Raw genomic sequence first — 19,745 nt, forward strand, 5'->3', positions numbered from 1 at the left:
GCGATGACGTCAGGACAAACTAACGCGGCCCAATTATTTGCCGAGACTGATCTTCGGCGCCCAAGTCAGCCATTCATCTTCAAACTTGTCGAACAGTGGGAAGGTCTGCTCCGCTCGTGCCGGGCTGCCCATTCTTTCGCCATCCGGCGTTGCGAAGGCAATGCCACCCTGGATCAGCGTTTCAAGCGACTCGGTTCGCACCGTGGCGCCCTTGAACAGACCGAAGTCCAGACCGAAGCCACTGCTGTTCCAGAAGCGTGAGCCGCTGCGCACCAACGGCGCATATTTAGGCTCGATCAGGATATGGATCAGCACCCGGTCCGCCGTCTGGCCCAGTTCATAACCGGTAACCTTGCCCACCGTAATCTCGCGATAGGTCACTGGCACGCCGATCTTCAACGAACCACGGCGGGCCGCGCTTAGCACCAGGCTCAGCCCCGCTTCGGGCACAGCGCTTTCCGGTGGATTGGCAAGGGCCACGAAGCTCTTCTGCGGCCCGAGGTTTTTCGCCGAAGGCTGCACTTCAATGTATTGGCCGGTTACCAGCGTTTCCAGGTTGGAGGTCTTCATCAACCCCAGTTCAGGCTTGACCACCCAGAACTGGGACCCGACCCGGGCGATGCGCTCGGGCACTTCGGTGATACGCGCAGTGAGCAGCACCGATTGCATATCGGCGCTGAGATCAACATCCTCGATCTTGCCTACATCCAACCCTTTGAAACGAATCGGCGTACCACTGCGCAAACCATCGGCGCGGTCGACCTTGATCGTGACCATGGTGCCCCGCTGCTGTGCAGTTTCATGATCGGCAAACAGGCGGAAGCGTGGAATGCGTCTTTTCAGCGGCACATTCGGTTCCGGGGTTTCGAAGGCAATCCCGCCAGCCATCAGGCTTTGCAGGGACTCACTCTTGACCTGGATCCCGCCCGTCAAGCCTCCCGAGAGGGTGATGCCACTGGCGTTCCAGAAACGTGTGGAGCCGTTGACCAGTCCTTCGTATTCCTTCTCGATGTGCACACCGATGATCAACTGCTTTTTCTTGCGGGAGAACTGATAGCTCTGCACCGAGCCGACCTTGACCTGCTTGTAGAGGATCGGACTGCCAACCTCCAGCGATCCGAGGTTTTCGGTCAGCAGGACCAAGTGCAGCCCCGGGGAACGCAAGTCCAGCGGCGGCGCTTTGGCCCGGGCTTCGAACTCGCGCTGCGGCGCGCCGCCCTTGTCACCCGGTCGCACGGCAATGTAGTTGCCCTTGACCAGCGCTTCCAGGCCAGTGATACCCGCCAGGGAGATCGACGGCTTGACGACCCAGAACTGCGTGCCGGTCACCAGGTAATCTTCGGCCAGCGGGTCCAGGGTCAATTCAGCCGTGGCGCTGGACAGGTCTGGATCGACCTTGAGGTTCTTCAGACTGCCGACCTGAATCCCCTTGTACATGACCGGCGTACGGCCGGCCTGCAATCCTTCGAAATCGCTGAGTTTGACCTTTACACGGATACCCGCCGCAGCAGCGTCGAAGTCTTCGTAAAGACGGAACGGCAGGCTTGGGTCCGTCGGCGGGCTGTCCTTGCGGCTTTCCGGCGTGGCGAAGGCAATCCCCCCGGCCACGATGCTGGCCAGGGACTCGCTGCGCACTTTGACGCCCGAGAGGTTGGCATCGATGCTGATGCCACTGGCGTTCCAGAAACGCGTATGTTTGCGCACCAGGTTGGCATAGGTCGGCTCGATGAAGATTTTGATCTCGACCTTGCTCTGATCCTCGGACAGCAGGTAGCTCTTCACCTGACCGACCTGGATCTGTTTGTAGAACACCGGGCTGCCACGGTTCAGTGAACCCAACCGATCAGCCTTGAGGGTCAGATGCAAACCCGGCTTGGCGTCCGACAGCGGCGGCTCTTCGACCAGGGCCTTGAATTTACGGGTCGATTCGCCTTCACCGGGGCTGATGGCCACATAGTTACCCGATACCAGGGTTTCCAGGCCAGTGATCCCGGCCAGGCTTACGCTCGGCTTGACCAGCCAGAAACGCGTTCCGGTCTTGAGGTATTGCTCGACGTCCTTATTCATCTCGACCGTCGCGACCACGCCCTTGGAGTTGCCTTCGTCATCGAGTTTAAGGGCCGTCACTTTGCCGACCGTCATCCCTTTGTAGACGACTTCGGTTTTGTTGACCTGGATGCCTTCGCCACTCTCAAAGCGCACAGTGATCTCGATTCCGGTCTCGTTATAAGCCCGCCAGCCGAGCCAGCCGCCGATGATCAAGGCAATCAACGGCAAGACCCAGATGGCCGACCAGTTCGAAGCCGGTCGGGTTTTAGCGGTAGGCAAATCAGTCATGGTCGTCATCCGACTCCGTGTTATCCCAAATCAGTCGGGGATCGAAAGTTACTGCGGCAATCATTGTCAAAATCACTACGCTGGCGAAAGCGATCGCGCCGAGACCGGCTTCGACACTGGCGAGTCGCCCAAAATTCACCACTGCCACCAGAATGGCAATCACGAAAATATCCAGCATCGACCAACGACCAATGAACTCGATGAAACGGTACATAAAGATGCGTTGCCGCGCCGACATGGGCTGGTGCCGTTGCACGGAAAACAGCAACAAGGCGATACCCACCAACTTGAAGGTAGGTACAAGGATACTGGCGATGAACACCACGGCGGCGATGGGAATCATGCCGTGTTGTACCAACTCGATGACGCCGGACATGATCGTACTCGGGGCACCTTGGCCCAGCGAGTTGATGGTCATGATCGGCAACATGTTGGCCGGAATATAGAGAATCGCGGCCGTGATCAACAATGCCCAGGTCCGCATCAAGCTGTTCGGGCGACGGGGGTGAACCAGCGCGCCGCAGCGAGTACAGGTTTGGTTGTCGGCTTCAGCGTCCTGCCGATTCAACTCATGGCACTCCGTACAGATCAGAATGCCTGCATCAATCGCCCGCATGGGCATCTTCTCCTGATAACGCCTGCCAGATCTGATGCGGTGACATCACCACCTCCAGCCAGACCTGGACCAGCAACAAACTGATGAAACACACCAGGCCAAGGCCTACGGTGATGGCCGCCATGTCGGCCAACTTGACGATGGCCACCAGCACGCCCATGAGGTAGACCTCAAGCATCCCCCAGTCTCGTAAATGGTGATAAATGCGGTACAGCAACAAACCGTAGCTACGGCCAAAGTCCAAGCGAATGGTCAACAGCACAGCCAACTGACAAAGCAACTTGAGCAGCGGGATGCCCATGCTGCACAGGAACACCACTGCCGCGATGCCTTGCATACCGGTATCGAACAAACCGACTACCCCACTCCAAACGGTATCCTGGGACGACTGCCCGAGCAGATTGAGTTGCATGATGGGTAAGAAGTTGGCCGGCACGTATAACAGCAGGGCGGCAATAACCAGGGCAAGACTGCGCTCGACTACATTGTGCCGGTGAGCATAGAGCTCATAGCCGCAGCGGGGGCACTCGGCTTTTTCGCCATGGGCCAGTTGAGGCTTGCGCATCAAAAGGTCGCACTCATGACATGCCACCAGATCGCTCAGGGGTAGATCTGACAACCTATCAATGTCTGACGGATCGGGCATAAACAGCTCTGGCTCAGCTAAGGTGGGGCTATTCTAGTGCTCCAGCTCGGAAATAACTGTGCAAATTTATCACGAGCTTTCGTAGACTTTTCCTGCGGGCAAAACAAAACCCCTACCTGCATCAGCAGATAGGGGTTTCGGAATTTAATCTTGACGATGACCTACTCTCACATGGGGAAACCCCACACTACCATCGGCGATGCATCGTTTCACTTCTGAGTTCGGGATGGGATCAGGTGGTTCCAATGCTCTATGGTCGTCAAGAAATTCGGTAGCCGGTGCGTGCCTTGCGGTCACGTGCCAGCGAATGGGTATGCGATAGATTTGTGTGTTGCGTTCGTGAGCGATGCGAACTTTCGGTTCGTGTCGTCTTCACACACCGCAATCTGGTCTCTTCGCTCTTCAGCTTGGAGTTACAAATTGCTTGGGTGTTATATGGTCAAGCCTCACGGGCAATTAGTACAGGTTAGCTCAACGCCTCACAGCGCTTACACACCCTGCCTATCAACGTCGTAGTCTTCGACGGCCCTTCAGGGGACTCAAGGTCCCAGTGAGATCTCATCTTGAGGCAAGTTTCCCGCTTAGATGCTTTCAGCGGTTATCTTTTCCGAACATAGCTACCCGGCAATGCCACTGGCGTGACAACCGGAACACCAGAGGTTCGTCCACTCCGGTCCTCTCGTACTAGGAGCAGCCCCTCTCAAATCTCAAACGTCCACGGCAGATAGGGACCGAACTGTCTCACGACGTTCTAAACCCAGCTCGCGTACCACTTTAAATGGCGAACAGCCATACCCTTGGGACCGGCTTCAGCCCCAGGATGTGATGAGCCGACATCGAGGTGCCAAACACCGCCGTCGATATGAACTCTTGGGCGGTATCAGCCTGTTATCCCCGGAGTACCTTTTATCCGTTGAGCGATGGCCCTTCCATACAGAACCACCGGATCACTAAGACCTACTTTCGTACCTGCTCGACGTGTCTGTCTCGCAGTCAAGCGCGCTTTTGCCTTTATACTCTACGACCGATTTCCGACCGGTCTGAGCGCACCTTCGTACTCCTCCGTTACTCTTTAGGAGGAGACCGCCCCAGTCAAACTACCCACCATACACTGTCCTCGATCCGGATAACGGACCTGAGTTAGAACCTCAAAGTTGCCAGGGTGGTATTTCAAGGATGGCTCCACGCGAACTGGCGTCCACGCTTCAAAGCCTCCCACCTATCCTACACAAGCAAATTCAAAGTCCAGTGCAAAGCTATAGTAAAGGTTCACGGGGTCTTTCCGTCTAGCCGCGGATACACTGCATCTTCACAGCGATTTCAATTTCACTGAGTCTCGGGTGGAGACAGCGCCGCCATCGTTACGCCATTCGTGCAGGTCGGAACTTACCCGACAAGGAATTTCGCTACCTTAGGACCGTTATAGTTACGGCCGCCGTTTACCGGGGCTTCGATCAAGAGCTTCGCGTTAGCTAACCCCATCAATTAACCTTCCGGCACCGGGCAGGCGTCACACCCTATACGTCCACTTTCGTGTTTGCAGAGTGCTGTGTTTTTAATAAACAGTCGCAGCGGCCTGGTATCTTCGACCGGCGTGGGCTTACGCAGCAAGTGCTTCACCCTCACCGGCGCACCTTCTCCCGAAGTTACGGTGCCATTTTGCCTAGTTCCTTCACCCGAGTTCTCTCAAGCGCCTTGGTATTCTCTACCCAACCACCTGTGTCGGTTTGGGGTACGGTTCCTGGTTACCTGAAGCTTAGAAGCTTTTCTTGGAAGCATGGCATCAACCACTTCGTCACCCAAAGGGTAACTCGTCATCAGCTCTCGGCCTTAGAATCCCGGATTTACCTAAGATTCCAGCCTACCACCTTAAACTTGGACAACCAACGCCAAGCTGGCCTAGCCTTCTCCGTCCCTCCATCGCAATAACCAGAAGTACAGGAATATTAACCTGTTTTCCATCGACTACGCTTTTCAGCCTCGCCTTAGGGACCGACTAACCCTGCGTCGATTAACGTTGCGCAGGAAACCTTGGTCTTTCGGCGTGGGTGTTTTTCACACCCATTGTCGTTACTCATGTCAGCATTCGCACTTCTGATACCTCCAGCAAGCTTCTCAACTCACCTTCACAGGCTTACAGAACGCTCCTCTACCGCATCACTTGCGTGATACCCGTAGCTTCGGTGTATGGTTTGAGCCCCGTTACATCTTCCGCGCAGGCCGACTCGACTAGTGAGCTATTACGCTTTCTTTAAAGGGTGGCTGCTTCTAAGCCAACCTCCTAGCTGTCTAAGCCTTCCCACATCGTTTCCCACTTAACCATAACTTTGGGACCTTAGCTGACGGTCTGGGTTGTTTCCCTTTTCACGACGGACGTTAGCACCCGCCGTGTGTCTCCCATGCTCGGCACTTGTAGGTATTCGGAGTTTGCATCGGTTTGGTAAGTCGGGATGACCCCCTAGCCGAAACAGTGCTCTACCCCCTACAGTGATACATGAGGCGCTACCTAAATAGCTTTCGAGGAGAACCAGCTATCTCCGAGCTTGATTAGCCTTTCACTCCGATCCACAGGTCATCCGCTAACTTTTCAACGGTAGTCGGTTCGGTCCTCCAGTCAGTGTTACCTAACCTTCAACCTGCCCATGGATAGATCGCCCGGTTTCGGGTCTATTCCCAGCGACTAGACGCCCTATTAAGACTCGCTTTCGCTACGCCTCCCCTATTCGGTTAAGCTCGCCACTGAAAATAAGTCGCTGACCCATTATACAAAAGGTACGCAGTCACCCAACAAAGTGGGCTCCCACTGCTTGTACGCATACGGTTTCAGGATCTATTTCACTCCCCTCTCCGGGGTTCTTTTCGCCTTTCCCTCACGGTACTAGTTCACTATCGGTCAGTCAGTAGTATTTAGCCTTGGAGGATGGTCCCCCCATATTCAGACAAAGTTTCTCGTGCTCCGTCCTACTCGATTTCACTTCTAAGATCCTTTCGCGTACAGGGCTATCACCCACTATGGCCGCACTTTCCAGAGCGTTCCGCTAAAATCAAAGAAGCTTAAGGGCTAGTCCCCGTTCGCTCGCCACTACTAAGGGAATCTCGGTTGATTTCTTTTCCTCAGGGTACTTAGATGTTTCAGTTCCCCTGGTTCGCCTCTTGCACCTATGTATTCAGTACAAGATAACCATCTTATGATGGTTGGGTTCCCCCATTCAGACATCTCCGGATCAAAGTCTGTTTGCCGACTCCCCGAAGCTTTTCGCAGGCTACCACGTCTTTCATCGCCTCTGACTGCCAAGGCATCCACCGTATGCGCTTCTTCACTTGACCATATAACCCCAAGCAATCTGGTTATACTGTGAAGACGACATTCGCCGAAAATTCGATCTTGCTCATGAGAGCAACTCACAAATTTTACCTTAGCCTGAGCCGTTACCAGTGAAAGTAACGTTCAGTCTATCTTTCTATCACATACCCAAATTTTTAAAGAACGATCTAATCAAAAGACTAGAAATCAACATTCATCACCCTGGGGTGGAATGCTCATTTCTAAGCTTTAAACGTTGTGCCAATCTGTAATGGTGGAGCCAAGCGGGATCGAACCGCTGACCTCCTGCGTGCAAGGCAGGCGCTCTCCCAGCTGAGCTATGGCCCCGTATCTTTACCGGGGACACCATGAAATTGGTGGGTCTGGGCAGATTCGAACTGCCGACCTCACCCTTATCAGGGGTGCGCTCTAACCAACTGAGCTACAGACCCAATCGTCTTCTTCAATGAATCAAGCAATTCGTGTGGGAGCTCATGGAGCAGCTGAGTCGTCGATTAAGGAGGTGATCCAGCCGCAGGTTCCCCTACGGCTACCTTGTTACGACTTCACCCCAGTCATGAATCACACCGTGGTAACCGTCCCCCCGAAGGTTAGACTAGCTACTTCTGGTGCAACCCACTCCCATGGTGTGACGGGCGGTGTGTACAAGGCCCGGGAACGTATTCACCGCGACATTCTGATTCGCGATTACTAGCGATTCCGACTTCACGCAGTCGAGTTGCAGACTGCGATCCGGACTACGATCGGTTTTGTGGGATTAGCTCCACCTCGCGGCTTGGCAACCCTCTGTACCGACCATTGTAGCACGTGTGTAGCCCAGGCCGTAAGGGCCATGATGACTTGACGTCATCCCCACCTTCCTCCGGTTTGTCACCGGCAGTCTCCTTAGAGTGCCCACCATAACGTGCTGGTAACTAAGGACAAGGGTTGCGCTCGTTACGGGACTTAACCCAACATCTCACGACACGAGCTGACGACAGCCATGCAGCACCTGTCTCAATGTTCCCGAAGGCACCAATCCATCTCTGGAAAGTTCATTGGATGTCAAGGCCTGGTAAGGTTCTTCGCGTTGCTTCGAATTAAACCACATGCTCCACCGCTTGTGCGGGCCCCCGTCAATTCATTTGAGTTTTAACCTTGCGGCCGTACTCCCCAGGCGGTCAACTTAATGCGTTAGCTGCGCCACTAAGAGCTCAAGGCTCCCAACGGCTAGTTGACATCGTTTACGGCGTGGACTACCAGGGTATCTAATCCTGTTTGCTCCCCACGCTTTCGCACCTCAGTGTCAGTATCAGTCCAGGTGGTCGCCTTCGCCACTGGTGTTCCTTCCTATATCTACGCATTTCACCGCTACACAGGAAATTCCACCACCCTCTACCATACTCTAGCTCGACAGTTTTGAATGCAGTTCCCAGGTTGAGCCCGGGGCTTTCACATCCAACTTAACGAACCACCTACGCGCGCTTTACGCCCAGTAATTCCGATTAACGCTTGCACCCTCTGTATTACCGCGGCTGCTGGCACAGAGTTAGCCGGTGCTTATTCTGTCGGTAACGTCAAAACACTAACGTATTAGGTTAATGCCCTTCCTCCCAACTTAAAGTGCTTTACAATCCGAAGACCTTCTTCACACACGCGGCATGGCTGGATCAGGCTTTCGCCCATTGTCCAATATTCCCCACTGCTGCCTCCCGTAGGAGTCTGGACCGTGTCTCAGTTCCAGTGTGACTGATCATCCTCTCAGACCAGTTACGGATCGTCGCCTTGGTGAGCCATTACCTCACCAACTAGCTAATCCGACCTAGGCTCATCTGATAGCGCAAGGCCCGAAGGTCCCCTGCTTTCTCCCGTAGGACGTATGCGGTATTAGCGTCCGTTTCCGAGCGTTATCCCCCACTACCAGGCAGATTCCTAGGCATTACTCACCCGTCCGCCGCTCTCAAGAGGTGCAAGCACCTCTCTACCGCTCGACTTGCATGTGTTAGGCCTGCCGCCAGCGTTCAATCTGAGCCATGATCAAACTCTTCAGTTCAAACATCTTTGGGTTTTGAGAAAACCCTAAACTTGGCTCAGCAATCGTTGGTTACATCTTTGATTTCTCGCGGAGTAACTTGTGATGCTGATAATCTGTTGACTAGCAGTCTGACTCCACAAGCACCCACACGAATTGCTTGATTCAGTTGTTAAAGAGCGGTTGGTTAAGAGCTTTCGTCTCAACCGAGGCGCGCATTCTACAGCGCCCGGCGTATCTGTCAAGCGGTTATTTTCAGAAGCTTTCAAAGTTTCGCTTGGGAAACATCAACAACTTCAACCACTTGCGCTTCCGATCTCTCGTTAGCGGGAGGCGAATTCTACAGCGTTACTCGCTGCTGTCAACACCTCTTTTTCACCGCTTTCGACCGAGAAGATCGAACCGCTGAAAAGGCCAAACCCACACTGCCCTATCAGCTACTTCCTGGCTTCGATGATCTGAAGCCCGACCCCTTCGAAACCTACTTAACTCATTGAATCCCAAGGAGTTTTCCGTTTCGACTGCGCCGGAAGTGGGGCGAATTATAGACGTCCAGAATTTGCCGTCAACCCTTAATTACGCTTTTGTTGCGGAAGGAACTTTCCTGCCCAGCAAACGCGGGATCCGGCGCATCACCGGCGGCACCCTCAGCAGCAACAGTACGCCACCTATAAAGGCGTATATCGCCCACTCCTTCAGATCCGCCCGCACGATCCACAGCATATGCAGCAACCCAAGCCCCAGGATCAGATAAACCAGGCGATGCAATTTCTTCCAGCGCACACCAAGCCGTCGCTGACTGTAGCGATTGGATGTGACCGCCAGCGCCAACAAACCGAGGAACCCGAGCGCCCCGACGATAATGTAAGGCCGCTTGCTCAACTCCACGCCCAACTGCGACCAGTCGAACCCCAATATGAACGCCGCATACCCACTCAAATGCAACACCACATAAGCAAAGCACCACAACCCCAACTGCCGCCGGACGGCGATCCACCCCGCCCACCCCGTCAGTTTCTGCAGCGGTGTCATGCTCAAGGTGATCAGCAACAGAATCAGCGTCCCCAACCCGAGCCGATCCACCAGGACTTTGCCCGGGTCAGGACCCAGCGCGTTCATCAAGGCCTCGTAAAGCCAGAACAACGGCCAGACCGCCGCCGCGATGAAGACGCCAATTCGCCAGACAGGAAAACGCATCAGTAGTCCTTCCTCAGGTCCATCCCCGCATATAAAGAAGCGACTTCATCCTGATAGCCGTTGAACATCAACGTATCGCGGACATTGGGGCTGAACAGCCCACTGGGCAGACGGCGTTCATGTGCCTGGGTCCAACGCGGGTGATCGACTGTCGGATTGACGTTGGCATAGAAGCCGTACTCATCAGACGCAATGCTTTGCCAAGTCGTCTTCGGCTGCTCACTCACCAGACTGATCCGCACAATCGACTTCACACTTTTGAAACCGTACTTCCACGGCACCACCAACCGCAACGGCGCGCCGTTCTGGTTCGGCAACTCCCGCCCGTACATCCCTACCGCCAGGATGGCCAGCGGGTTCATCGCCTCATCCAATCGCAAGCCTTCGACATACGGCCAGTCGATCAAAGCGAAACCTGAACGCTGCCCGGGCATGGTCTTGGGATCCTGCAGAGTCTCGAAGCGAATGTATTTAGCCTTGGAGGTCGGCTCGACCTGCTTGAGCAATGCAGAGATGGGAAAGCCGATCCACGGAATGACCATCGACCAAGCCTCGACACAGCGCAATCGATAAATACGCTCTTCCAGTTGATAAGGCTTCATGAAGTCTTCCAACCCATAGCGTCCCGGCTTGCCCACTTCCCCGTCCACTACCACGCTCCAGGGCTCAGTCTTCAAGGATCCGGCATTGGCTGCCGGATCCCCCTTGTCGGTCCCGAACTCATAGAAGTTGTTGTAATGAGTCGCGTCCTTGAACGGTGTAATGGGCTCATTCTTGACCGTGACCGCCCCCCATTGGGTAGACGGTAGTTTCTCGACAAACCAGGACGGAGCCTTGCCGGGCTCGACATCGGCGTAACGCGCCGCATCGGCCGCGCCGGCCCATCGCGGCAAGCTGCTCACGGCGAGACCCGCCATGGTGACCCCCAGGACTTGACGACGGGATAGATAGAGGGATTCGGGCGTGACATCCGATTCACGGCAGTCGGACGACTTGGGGATCTTGATCAGCATGACAACTCCGCAGTATTGGAGGGCAGATGCACCAATAGACTGCGGAGTATGGGGGAAATTACATTAAGGCAACGTTTAGCGTCGACGAAGACGCAGCAAGTACTGCACCGGGCCGGAAGCGGCATAGGCAAGGAACACCAGCAGCAGGATACGCGGCGGGTCACTGAACACCACGGCAAATACCAGCACCACCGCCAGAATCGCAACAAACGGCACACGGCCCTTCAGATCCAACTCCTTGAAGCTGTTGTACTTGATGTTGCTGACCATCAGCATCCCGGCCGCCGCAACCAGCAACGCCACCAGGAACGACATCTTCGAACCCTGGATGCCGTAGTCGCTGAATGCCCAGACGACACCGGCCACGACACCGGCCGCAGCCGGACTGGCCAGGCCAATGAAGTAGCGCTTGTCAGCCTTGCCTACTTGCGTGTTGAAACGCGCCAGGCGCAACGCCGCACCTGCCACGTAGATAAAGGCGACCATCCAGCCGACCTTGCCCATGTCCCCCAGCGCCCAGCCAAATGCCAGCAAGGCGGGAGCCACGCCAAAAGCGACCATGTCGGACAGCGAATCGTACTCGGCACCGAACGCGCTCTGGGTATTGGTCATGCGGGCGACACGCCCGTCCAGGCCATCGAGCACCATGGCGACGAAGATCGCGATGGCGGCGAACGCGAAGTAGCGGCTCGCCCCTGCGCTATCGCCGGCGCTCAAGGCGGCCTGGGCACTCATGGAACTGATGATGGAATAGAAACCGGCGAACAGGTTCGCGGTGGTGAACAGGTTCGGCAGCAGATAGATGCCACGATGCCGGACCTTACGGCCTTCAGCGTCATGGCCTTCTTCGATGTGCTCATCGATGGGCAACAGGCTTTCGGCGTCAGGAGCCTGGTTTGGCTCGTCGGGACGTTCGCTCATGGACAATACCTTGCAACGGTGTGAAAAAATTCGACAGATGTCTGGGTCGACGGTTCGGCCGCAAACGATGCAGCTTTATACCAGAAGCCACCGCCCAAACGAAAAAACGCGGCCAAGGCCGCGTTTTTCGATCAAGCTCGCGACTTAGTTCTTGGTTTTGTCGACGATCTTGTTGGCGCTGATCCACGGCATCATCGAGCGCAGTTGCTCGCCGATGATTTCGATGCCATGGGCGGCGTTATTGCGACGCTTGGCGGTCATCGAAGGATAGCCGGTGGCGCCTTCGCTGATGAACATCTTGGCGTATTCGCCGTCCTGAATACGTTTCAGGGCGTTGCGCATGGCCTGGCGGGACTCGGCGTTGATGACTTCCGGGCCAGTCACGTACTCGCCGTACTCGGCGTTGTTGGAGATCGAGTAGTTCATGTTGGCGATGCCGCCTTCGTACATGAGGTCAACGATCAGCTTCAGTTCGTGCAGGCATTCGAAGTAGGCCATTTCTGGCGCGTAGCCAGCTTCAACCAGGGTTTCGAAACCGGCCTTGACCAGCTCGACGGTACCGCCACACAGAACGGCTTGCTCGCCGAACAGGTCGGTTTCGGTTTCGTCCTTGAAGGTGGTTTCGATGATGCCGGTACGACCGCCACCCACGCCAGCGGCGTAGGACAGGGCCACGTTCTTGGCGTTGCCGGACGCATCCTGATAGATCGCGATCAGGTCAGGGATACCGCCGCCCTTCACGAACTCGGAACGCACGGTGTGGCCCGGGGCCTTCGGCGCGATCATGATCACGTCGAGGTCGGAACGCGGAACAACCTGGTTGTAGTGGATCGAGAAGCCGTGGGAGAAGGCCAGGGTCGCGCCTTTCTTGATGTTCGGCTCGATTTCGTTCTTGTACAACGCGCCCTGGAACTCGTCCGGGGTCAGGATCATCACCAGGTCGGCGGCGGCAACGGCAGAAGCCACGTCAGCGACTTTCAGGCCATGGGCCTCAGCCTTGGCAACGGTGGCCGAGCCTTTACGCAAGCCGACGGTCACGTCAACGCCAGAGTCCTTCAGGTTGCACGCCTGGGCGTGACCTTGGGAACCGTAGCCGATGATGGCGACTTTCTTGCCCTGGATGATCGACAGGTCGCAGTCTTTATCGTAGAAAACTTTCATGAAATTCCCCTATATCCGGCCGTTCAGGCCATTCGCTAATTTGGTTTAGATGCTCAGTACTTTGTCGCCACGGGCAATCCCGGTGACGCCACTGCGTACGGTTTCCAGAATCGAGGCAGTACCGATCGATTGAATGAAACTGTCGAGCTTGTCGCTGGTACCGGTCAACTGAACGGTATAGACGCTGGCGCTGACATCGACGATCTGCCCACGATAAATATCGGTAGTACGTTTGATCTCGGCGCGCTGGGCGCCGGTGGCCTTGACCTTGACCAGCATCAGCTCACGCTCGATGTGAGCGCTTTCCGACAGGTCCACCAGCTTGACCACCTCGATCAGCTTGTTCAGGTTCTTGGTGATCTGCTCGATGATTTCATCGTGCCCTACGGTGGTCAGCGTCAGACGCGACAGGGTCGGGTCTTCGGTTGGCGCCACGGTCAGGCTTTCGATGTTGTAGTTACGCTGCGAGAACAGGCCTACAACACGAGACAGCGCACCCGGTTCGTTTTCCAGAAGCAAGGAAATAATATGTCGCATGATTAGGTACGCTCCGTCTTGCTCAGCCACATATCGCGCATGGAGCCGTCTTTGATCTGCATCGGGTAGACGTGCTCGCTGGTGTCGACCGCAATATCGATCACCACCAGGCGATCCTTCATGGCGAACGCCTCCTCCATCTTCGACTTCAAATCCTTCGATTCGGTGATGCGCACGCCAACGTGACCATAGGCCTCCGCCAGCTTGACGAAATCAGGCAGCGATTCCATGTAGGAGTGCGAGTGACGGCTGCCGTAGCTCATGTCCTGCCACTGGCGAACCATGCCCAACACACCGTTGTTCAGGATCACGATCTTCACCGGCAAGCCGTATTGCAGGCAGGTGGACAGCTCCTGGATGTTCATCTGGATACTGCCCTCGCCGGTGACGCAGGCGACGTCGGCATCCGGAAAGCTCAACTTGATGCCCATGGCCGCCGGGAAACCGAAGCCCATGGTGCCCAGGCCGCCGGAGTTGATCCAGCGATTGGGTTTGTCGAACTTGTAGTACTGCGCGGCGAACATCTGGTGCTGGCCCACGTCGGAGGTCACAAAGGCATCGCCCTTGGTCACTTCGCACAGGGTTTCGATCACGGTCTGCGGCTTGATCACACTGCCGTCGCCCTTGTCGTAAGGGAACAGGCCACGATCGCCGCGCCATTCATCGACCTGCTTCCACCAGCTGGCCACGGAATCCTTGTTCGGAACCTCGCCGATTTCCTTGAGAATGGCGACCATTTCAGTCAGCACACTCTCTACCGGACCGACAATCGGCACGTCTGCCTTGATGGTCTTGGAGATGGAAGCCGGGTCGATGTCGATGTGGATGATCTTGGCATTCGGGCAGAATTTCGCCGCGCCATTGATGACACGGTCATCGAAACGCGCGCCGACCGCCAGGATCACATCGGCGTGGTGCATCGCCAGGTTGGCGGTGTAGCTGCCGTGCATGCCGAGCATACCGATGAACTGACGGTCGCTGCCCGGGAACGCGCCCAGGCCCATCAGTGTATTGGTGACCGGCAGGTTGAGCATTTTCGCCAGCTCGGTCAGCGGCGCGGAGCCACCGCCGAGGATCACGCCACCACCGGAGTACAGCACAGGGCGCTTGGCCGCCAGCAGCATTTCGGCTGCCTTGCGGATTTGCCCGGAGTGACCACGGACCGCGGGGCTGTAGGAACGCAGCTTGGCTTTTTTCGGGAAGATGTATTCGAACTTCTCGGCCGGGTTGGTCATGTCTTTCGGGACATCGACCACGACCGGGCCCGGACGACCGGATTCAGCCAGGTAGAAAGCTTTCTTCATGACCTCCGGGATTTCCGACGCGTGCTTGATCATGAAGCTGTGCTTCACGATCGGCCGGGAGATGCCGATCATGTCGGTTTCCTGGAACGCATCGGTGCCGACCATGGTGCTAGGCACCTGGCCGGAGATGATCACCATCGGGATGGAGTCCATGTACGCGGTGGCGATACCGGTGATGGCGTTCGTGGCGCCTGGACCGGAAGTCACCAATACCACGCCGGCCTTGCCGGTAGCACGGGCATAACCATCAGCCATATGGGTGGCCGCCTGCTCGTGACGAACCAGGATGTGGGTCACTTCCGGTTCTTTGAACAGGGCATCATAGACATGAAGAAGAGCACCACCGGGGTACCCGTAGATATATTTGACGCCTTCGTCACGCAAAAAGCGGACGAGCATCTCACCGCCAGATAAAAGCTCCACGTTGTTCACCTCTAAAACGCCAGAATACCGACCCACAAAGAGGGGACGGGTCTTAATAGGTTTACTTCTCGGCAGAGCATGAGCGACGGTGGTCGCCGACTACGTCAGCACTGACTGAGCAAGTATTGGGATCGTCCCAAGTGTTGCGGGCCTTTCCCACCCAGCGCGAGGTAACGCGTTGCGGGTGTAACAGGTCGGCGCGGATGTGCGCCTCATGATCTGCCGAGTGGGTCTGCTTCTGGCAGTCCCTCTACAGCGGACTTTGGATTCTTCTGTTTCGCCTTCTGCAAGTCAAGTCGTCAATGTGCTTTATTCGAAGTAAGCGCATGAGAACGCAAGAAAAAACCTTTAAACGGCAACTGTGTTAGCTTCAATTGCGCAACCCATGACAAGGAAACAGCATGCGAATGATCTTCCTGACGGCCAGCCTGCTGGTTGGCCTGAGCCCGATGTGCATGGCCGGCCAGGTCTACAAATGGGTAGACGCCCAGGGCGTTACCCACTTCGGCGCCCAGCCGCCCGAAGGCACCGAGGCCACCACCGTGATCAAGTCCTCACCGTCCGTCACCAAACCGCCAGCACCGCCTTCCGGTGGGCCCATTGGTGACCAGAAAGCGATCGATAAAGAGGTCAAGAAACAGATTGCCGAGCAGGAAGCCCAGCTCAAGGCATTTTGCGAACAGGCCAGGACCAACCTGGCGCAGTTGCAAAACAACCCGAGGGTTCGCGAGGACGTAGAGGGGGAAATGCGCCGCCTCACTGACGAAGAGCGGCGCCAGCGCATCGATGAAACCAGCAAGCAGATCGAGGAGAACTGCCAGTAACGTCGGTCAGCCGACGTTACTGATCATCTGATCGAACTGCGCCAACAGCCGCTGCAGCGCCACGCCCTGCCCTGGCCGCTGGGCATAGACCATTTCAGCCATGGCCAGGATGCCCGAGGCGTTGGGCAGCGGCAGGTCATTTTCCAGGATGGTTTTCATCCGCGGCAGGAAAATCCATTGCAGCCATTGCTCGAAGTCCAGGGTGTCGACCGCAAACGGCTCGACACTGGCCAACGCTTGCGCCGAAGGCGAAACGTCGCTCCACCAGCCCTGGACACGCAGTTCCCGCTCGATCAGCAACAACTGATCGGCGATCTGGGGAAAACGCGTATCCATCAGAGCGAAACCTTGGCCTTCTGACGGGCCAACGCCGCGCCAGCGGAATCGCCTTGTTTCTCACGAGCCTGGGCGATCAATTCCCACAAGCTGGCCTGAAGCGCCGGACGACCGCTGGAGAATGTCAGGCCACGCCGGGCCAGTTGTTCGGCTTGCGGCGCATCGCCCTGGGCCATGCGCACCTGGGCCAGGCGATACAGAACCTGGGGTTCGCGCGGCGCCACACGCTGGGCACGTTCCAGGCTGGAGGAGGCACCGTTGAGGTCACCGCCGGCCTGTTGCTGTTGCGCCGTGGTCAGCAGGGCCAACACCGGGCCGTCCAGTTGCTCATCGGCGGACAACCCACCGGCGCCCGCCGACGGGATGCTGCTCGGCGTCGAAGGCATGCTGTAGCTGCCCTGATCGATCGGCGAAGTCTCGATAGGGCCCGGGGTAATCGGGCCCGGCGTGATCGGCGTGCTGCTGATCGGTGCCGAGGTCGTCGCGCCACCACCGGGCACCATCACGACGACACCGGTGTCGCCCTGGGGAATTGCCTGGACCTGGCCCTGCGCCGGCCGCTTCACCGTCGTTTGCCGGAAACCGCCGTTGGCCGAGATCCGCTCACTGTTGGAAACAGCGGTGCCGGAGTCTACGACCGGAATCGAACCGCGCTGTACGGTAGAGCAACCACTGAGCAAAGCCACGGCCGTTACCGCTGGAATCAACCACTTGTTCACTTGAAACCCTCTTTGCTTAATTCATCCAGTCCTTGACCCAATCCATCACCGATTCGGCGGGATTCGTGCCGCCACAGGCAGCACCGGGTGGCGGCTCGCTGCCGCGAATATACGGCATCTGCACGGCGCCCGGGCAATTGGCATCGGAGCCTTGTCCCGTGCGCGAATCGACCCAGGCCTGAACGATATTGTCCGGTTGCGGCATGTCCAGCGGCAACGGGTCGGCCTTGCGCATGAAACTGGTCCAGACCTGCAACGCACCGGTGGCACCGGTGAATGGGGTCTTGCCGTTGTCATCACGGCCGAGCCAGACCACCGCCAGCAGATCCTGGCTGAAGCCGGCGAACCAACTGTCGCGCGAATCGTTACTGGTACCAGTCTTGCCCGCCAGGTTCAGGGTCCGGGGCAACACGTTATAGACCGAACTGCCGGTCCCTTCGCGCATGACCCGCTGCATGGCGCTCTGGATCAGATAAATGGAGGCCGGATCGAAACGCTGCTGGATCTGGAACGGATAACGCTTGAGCGGCTCGCCATCGGCGGTCAGCACGCTGCGGATCCCGCGCATCGGTGTATTGAAACCGCCGTTGGCCAGCGTCTGGTACATGGCCGCCACCTCGATCGGCGTAAGGCCGCCAGCCCCCAACAGCATCGATGGGAACGCCGGGAACTCGCGACTCACCCCCAGGCGCGCCAGGGTCTTGAGTACGTTCGGCACGCCGACCTCCAATCCGAGACGAGCCGTCGACAGGTTGTAGGAGTGCGCCAACCCCTGGTACAGGAATACCGTGCCGTGGGAACGACGATCATAGTTCTGCGGTTTCCAGACCTGGCCATCCGCGCCCTTGACCGAGAACGTCTCGTCCGACAGCCAACTGGTCAGCGTGTACTGGCTCGGTTTTTCCAGGGCGGTGAGGTAAACCGCCGGCTTGATCAGCGAGCCAATCGGGCGCACCGCGTCCAGGGCCCGGTTGAAACCGGCGAAACTGGCCTGGCGACTACCAATCATGGCCTGGACTTCGCCGGTTTCCGGGTTGGTTACCACCATGGCTGCTTCGACTTCGTCAGCGCCCTTGCGCCCGCCCAGCCGCTTGAAGGTGTCTTCCACCGAGGCTTCGGCCTTCATCTGCAGGATCGGGTCGAAACTGGTGAAGATGCGCAGGCCTTCTTCGGTCAAGTCTTCGTCGCGATAGTCTTCGCGCAACTGACGCTTGACCAGGTCCATGAAGCCGGGGAAGGAACTGTCCGCCAGGCTGCCACGCTTGGTCACGCCCAATGGCATCTTTTTCGCCGCTTCGACTTGCTCGGCGGTCGCCACGCCTTGCTGTTGCAGCAGGTCGAGCACCAGGTTGCGCCGCTCGAGGGCACGCTCCGGATTACGCCGCGGGTTGTAGGAAGACGGCCCCTTGACCATGCCCACCAGCAACGCTACCTGGTGCAGCTTGAGCTCGGACAGTGGCTGGCTGAAGAAGAACTGGCTGGCAAGGCCGAAACCGTGCACCGCTCGTTGACCGTCCTGGCCGATAAATACCTCGTTGAGGTAGGCCTCCAGGATCTCCTGCTTGTCGTAATGCAGCTCCAGCAACAGCGCCATCATGGCTTCGGTGAGCTTGCGGGTCAGGCTGCGCTCGTTGGTCAGATAGAAGTTCTTGACCAGCTGTTGGGTCAGGGTACTGCCGCCCTGGCGCATATGCCCCGAGGATGTGTTGACCCAGACGGCCCGGGCAATCGACTTGGGCGAGACGCCGAAGTGATGATAGAAGTCGCGGTCTTCGACGGCGATCAGCGTATCGAGCAGGAACGGCGGCACCTGGTCGATCTTGATCAGGATCCGGTCTTCAAGGTTCTTGGGGTACAAGCCACCAATGAGCAGCGGTTCGAGGCGCACCACCGACAGGCTCGCATTGTTGGCGCCGGTCAGTGCAGCGACATAATCGCCGGAAAAACGCACCCGCACCGGTTGCGCCTGCTCCATGCCTTCATAGAACTGGAAGCCACGGGTGTTGAGATCGATGGTATTGCCATTGACCGAGGCCGCACCCGGGCCATTGGCCACGCTTTCACGGCGATACCCCAAGGCATCGAGCTCGGTCAGGAAATCATCCTTGCTCAGCTTTTGTCCGACGAACAGCTCCAACGGCCGGGCATAGACCTTGGCCGGAATGGTCCAGCGCTTGCCGGAGAATTTCTCCTGGACCACGGCATCGAGGTAGACCGCAAAACCGGCGAGCACGACGAGGCCCACGAGGCTGAGTTTAAGGGCCCAGCCCAGCCAGGGCCGCAGGCGGCTGGCGGGTGGTTTCTTGGGGGTACGGGGGGATCGGGTACGAGTCATGGCGGCGGATTATACGCACTTTGCCGCGGTTCAACATGAG

General features: G+C 57.2%; 13 protein-coding genes, 2 tRNA genes and 3 rRNA genes. 1 reads left to right on the top strand and 17 read right to left on the bottom strand.

From position 1 onward, the window contains the following. Positions 1 to 33 precede the first annotated feature (33 nt). The 14 genes from PBDP_RS25085 to PBDP_RS25150 form a co-directional block, all read right to left on the bottom strand. Positions 34 to 2,337, bottom strand: a complete 2,304-nt coding sequence (locus PBDP_RS25085) for a PqiB family protein (protein WP_116834278.1) — start codon at positions 2,335 to 2,337, stop codon at positions 34 to 36. Further along, a complete protein-coding gene (locus PBDP_RS25090; RefSeq protein WP_109754934.1) occupies positions 2,330 to 2,953 on the bottom strand; it encodes a paraquat-inducible protein A in 624 nt (207 codons plus the stop codon). The genes PBDP_RS25085 and PBDP_RS25090 overlap by 8 nt, the downstream gene beginning before the upstream one ends. After that, on the bottom strand, positions 2,940 to 3,599 hold the full coding sequence (locus tag PBDP_RS25095; RefSeq protein WP_116833455.1) for a paraquat-inducible protein A: 660 nt from the start codon (positions 3,597 to 3,599) through the stop codon (positions 2,940 to 2,942). Before PBDP_RS25095 ends, PBDP_RS25090 begins: the two co-directional genes overlap by 14 nt. Positions 3,600 to 3,747: 148 nt before the next feature. Beyond that, a 5S ribosomal RNA gene (gene rrf, locus PBDP_RS25100) occupies positions 3,748 to 3,863 on the bottom strand. Positions 3,864 to 4,034: 171 nt separating this feature from the next. Beyond that, positions 4,035 to 6,926 (bottom strand): 23S ribosomal RNA (locus PBDP_RS25105). 249 nt (positions 6,927 to 7,175) lie between these two features. Beyond that, positions 7,176 to 7,251, bottom strand: a tRNA-Ala gene (locus PBDP_RS25110). Positions 7,252 to 7,278: 27 nt separating this feature from the next. Beyond that, positions 7,279 to 7,355: transfer RNA gene (locus PBDP_RS25115), tRNA-Ile, on the bottom strand. A gap of 64 nt (positions 7,356 to 7,419) precedes the next feature. Next, positions 7,420 to 8,956, bottom strand: a 16S ribosomal RNA gene (locus PBDP_RS25120). The 16S, 23S and 5S rRNA genes sit together here with 2 tRNA genes alongside, the layout of an rRNA operon. 555 nt (positions 8,957 to 9,511) lie before the next feature. Further along, positions 9,512 to 10,132, bottom strand: a complete 621-nt coding sequence (msrQ, locus tag PBDP_RS25125) for a protein-methionine-sulfoxide reductase heme-binding subunit MsrQ (RefSeq protein WP_109756333.1) — start codon at positions 10,130 to 10,132, stop codon at positions 9,512 to 9,514. Then, positions 10,132 to 11,145, bottom strand: coding sequence for a protein-methionine-sulfoxide reductase catalytic subunit MsrP (msrP, locus tag PBDP_RS25130; RefSeq protein ID WP_212801457.1), 1,014 nt, complete (start codon positions 11,143 to 11,145; stop codon positions 10,132 to 10,134). Before msrP ends, msrQ begins: the two co-directional genes overlap by 1 nt. Before the next feature lie 75 nt (positions 11,146 to 11,220). Continuing rightward, positions 11,221 to 12,066 (bottom strand): CDP-diacylglycerol--serine O-phosphatidyltransferase, encoded by an 846-nt coding sequence (gene pssA, locus PBDP_RS25135; RefSeq protein ID WP_053125264.1) that lies wholly within the window; start codon positions 12,064 to 12,066, stop codon positions 11,221 to 11,223. A 144-nt stretch (positions 12,067 to 12,210) separates the two neighbouring features. Next, the gene (gene ilvC / locus PBDP_RS25140; RefSeq protein ID WP_109756335.1) at positions 12,211 to 13,227 is read right to left on the bottom strand and encodes a ketol-acid reductoisomerase; all 1,017 of its coding nucleotides are present in this window, start codon (positions 13,225 to 13,227) and stop codon (positions 12,211 to 12,213) included. A 45-nt stretch (positions 13,228 to 13,272) separates the two neighbouring features. Continuing rightward, positions 13,273 to 13,764, bottom strand: a complete 492-nt coding sequence (gene ilvN, locus PBDP_RS25145; protein ID WP_003205610.1) for an acetolactate synthase small subunit — start codon at positions 13,762 to 13,764, stop codon at positions 13,273 to 13,275. 2 nt (positions 13,765 to 13,766) lie between these two features. Continuing rightward, the gene (locus tag PBDP_RS25150) at positions 13,767 to 15,491 is read right to left on the bottom strand and encodes an acetolactate synthase 3 large subunit (RefSeq protein WP_116834279.1); all 1,725 of its coding nucleotides are present in this window, start codon (positions 15,489 to 15,491) and stop codon (positions 13,767 to 13,769) included. A gap of 401 nt (positions 15,492 to 15,892) precedes the next feature. On the opposite strand from PBDP_RS25150, the gene PBDP_RS25155 reads away from it, so the two are divergent. Beyond that, positions 15,893 to 16,315, top strand: coding sequence for a DUF4124 domain-containing protein (locus PBDP_RS25155; protein WP_178082508.1), 423 nt, complete (start codon positions 15,893 to 15,895; stop codon positions 16,313 to 16,315). A gap of 6 nt (positions 16,316 to 16,321) precedes the next feature. On the opposite strand, the gene PBDP_RS25160 is transcribed toward PBDP_RS25155, so the two are convergent. Genes PBDP_RS25160 through mrcB form a run of 3 tightly spaced genes read right to left on the bottom strand, consistent with a single transcriptional unit; the run spans position 16,322 to position 19,705 of the window. Further along, positions 16,322 to 16,651 carry a YqcC family protein gene (locus PBDP_RS25160; protein WP_116833458.1) on the bottom strand — a complete coding sequence of 110 codons (330 nt, stop codon included), beginning with the start codon at positions 16,649 to 16,651 and terminating at the stop codon, positions 16,322 to 16,324. Further along, entirely contained in the window at positions 16,651 to 17,370 is a 720-nt protein-coding gene (locus PBDP_RS25165; protein ID WP_176689128.1) for a hypothetical protein, read from the bottom strand. Before PBDP_RS25165 ends, PBDP_RS25160 begins: the two co-directional genes overlap by 1 nt. 16 nt (positions 17,371 to 17,386) lie before the next feature. Further along, positions 17,387 to 19,705, bottom strand: coding sequence for a penicillin-binding protein 1B (gene mrcB, locus PBDP_RS25170; protein ID WP_109756338.1), 2,319 nt, complete (start codon positions 19,703 to 19,705; stop codon positions 17,387 to 17,389). Positions 19,706 to 19,745: the final 40 nt, after the last annotated feature.

This window comes from Pseudomonas sp. St290, from assembly GCF_018325805.1.
GTDB lineage: Bacteria > Pseudomonadota > Gammaproteobacteria > Pseudomonadales > Pseudomonadaceae > Aquipseudomonas > Aquipseudomonas bijieensis.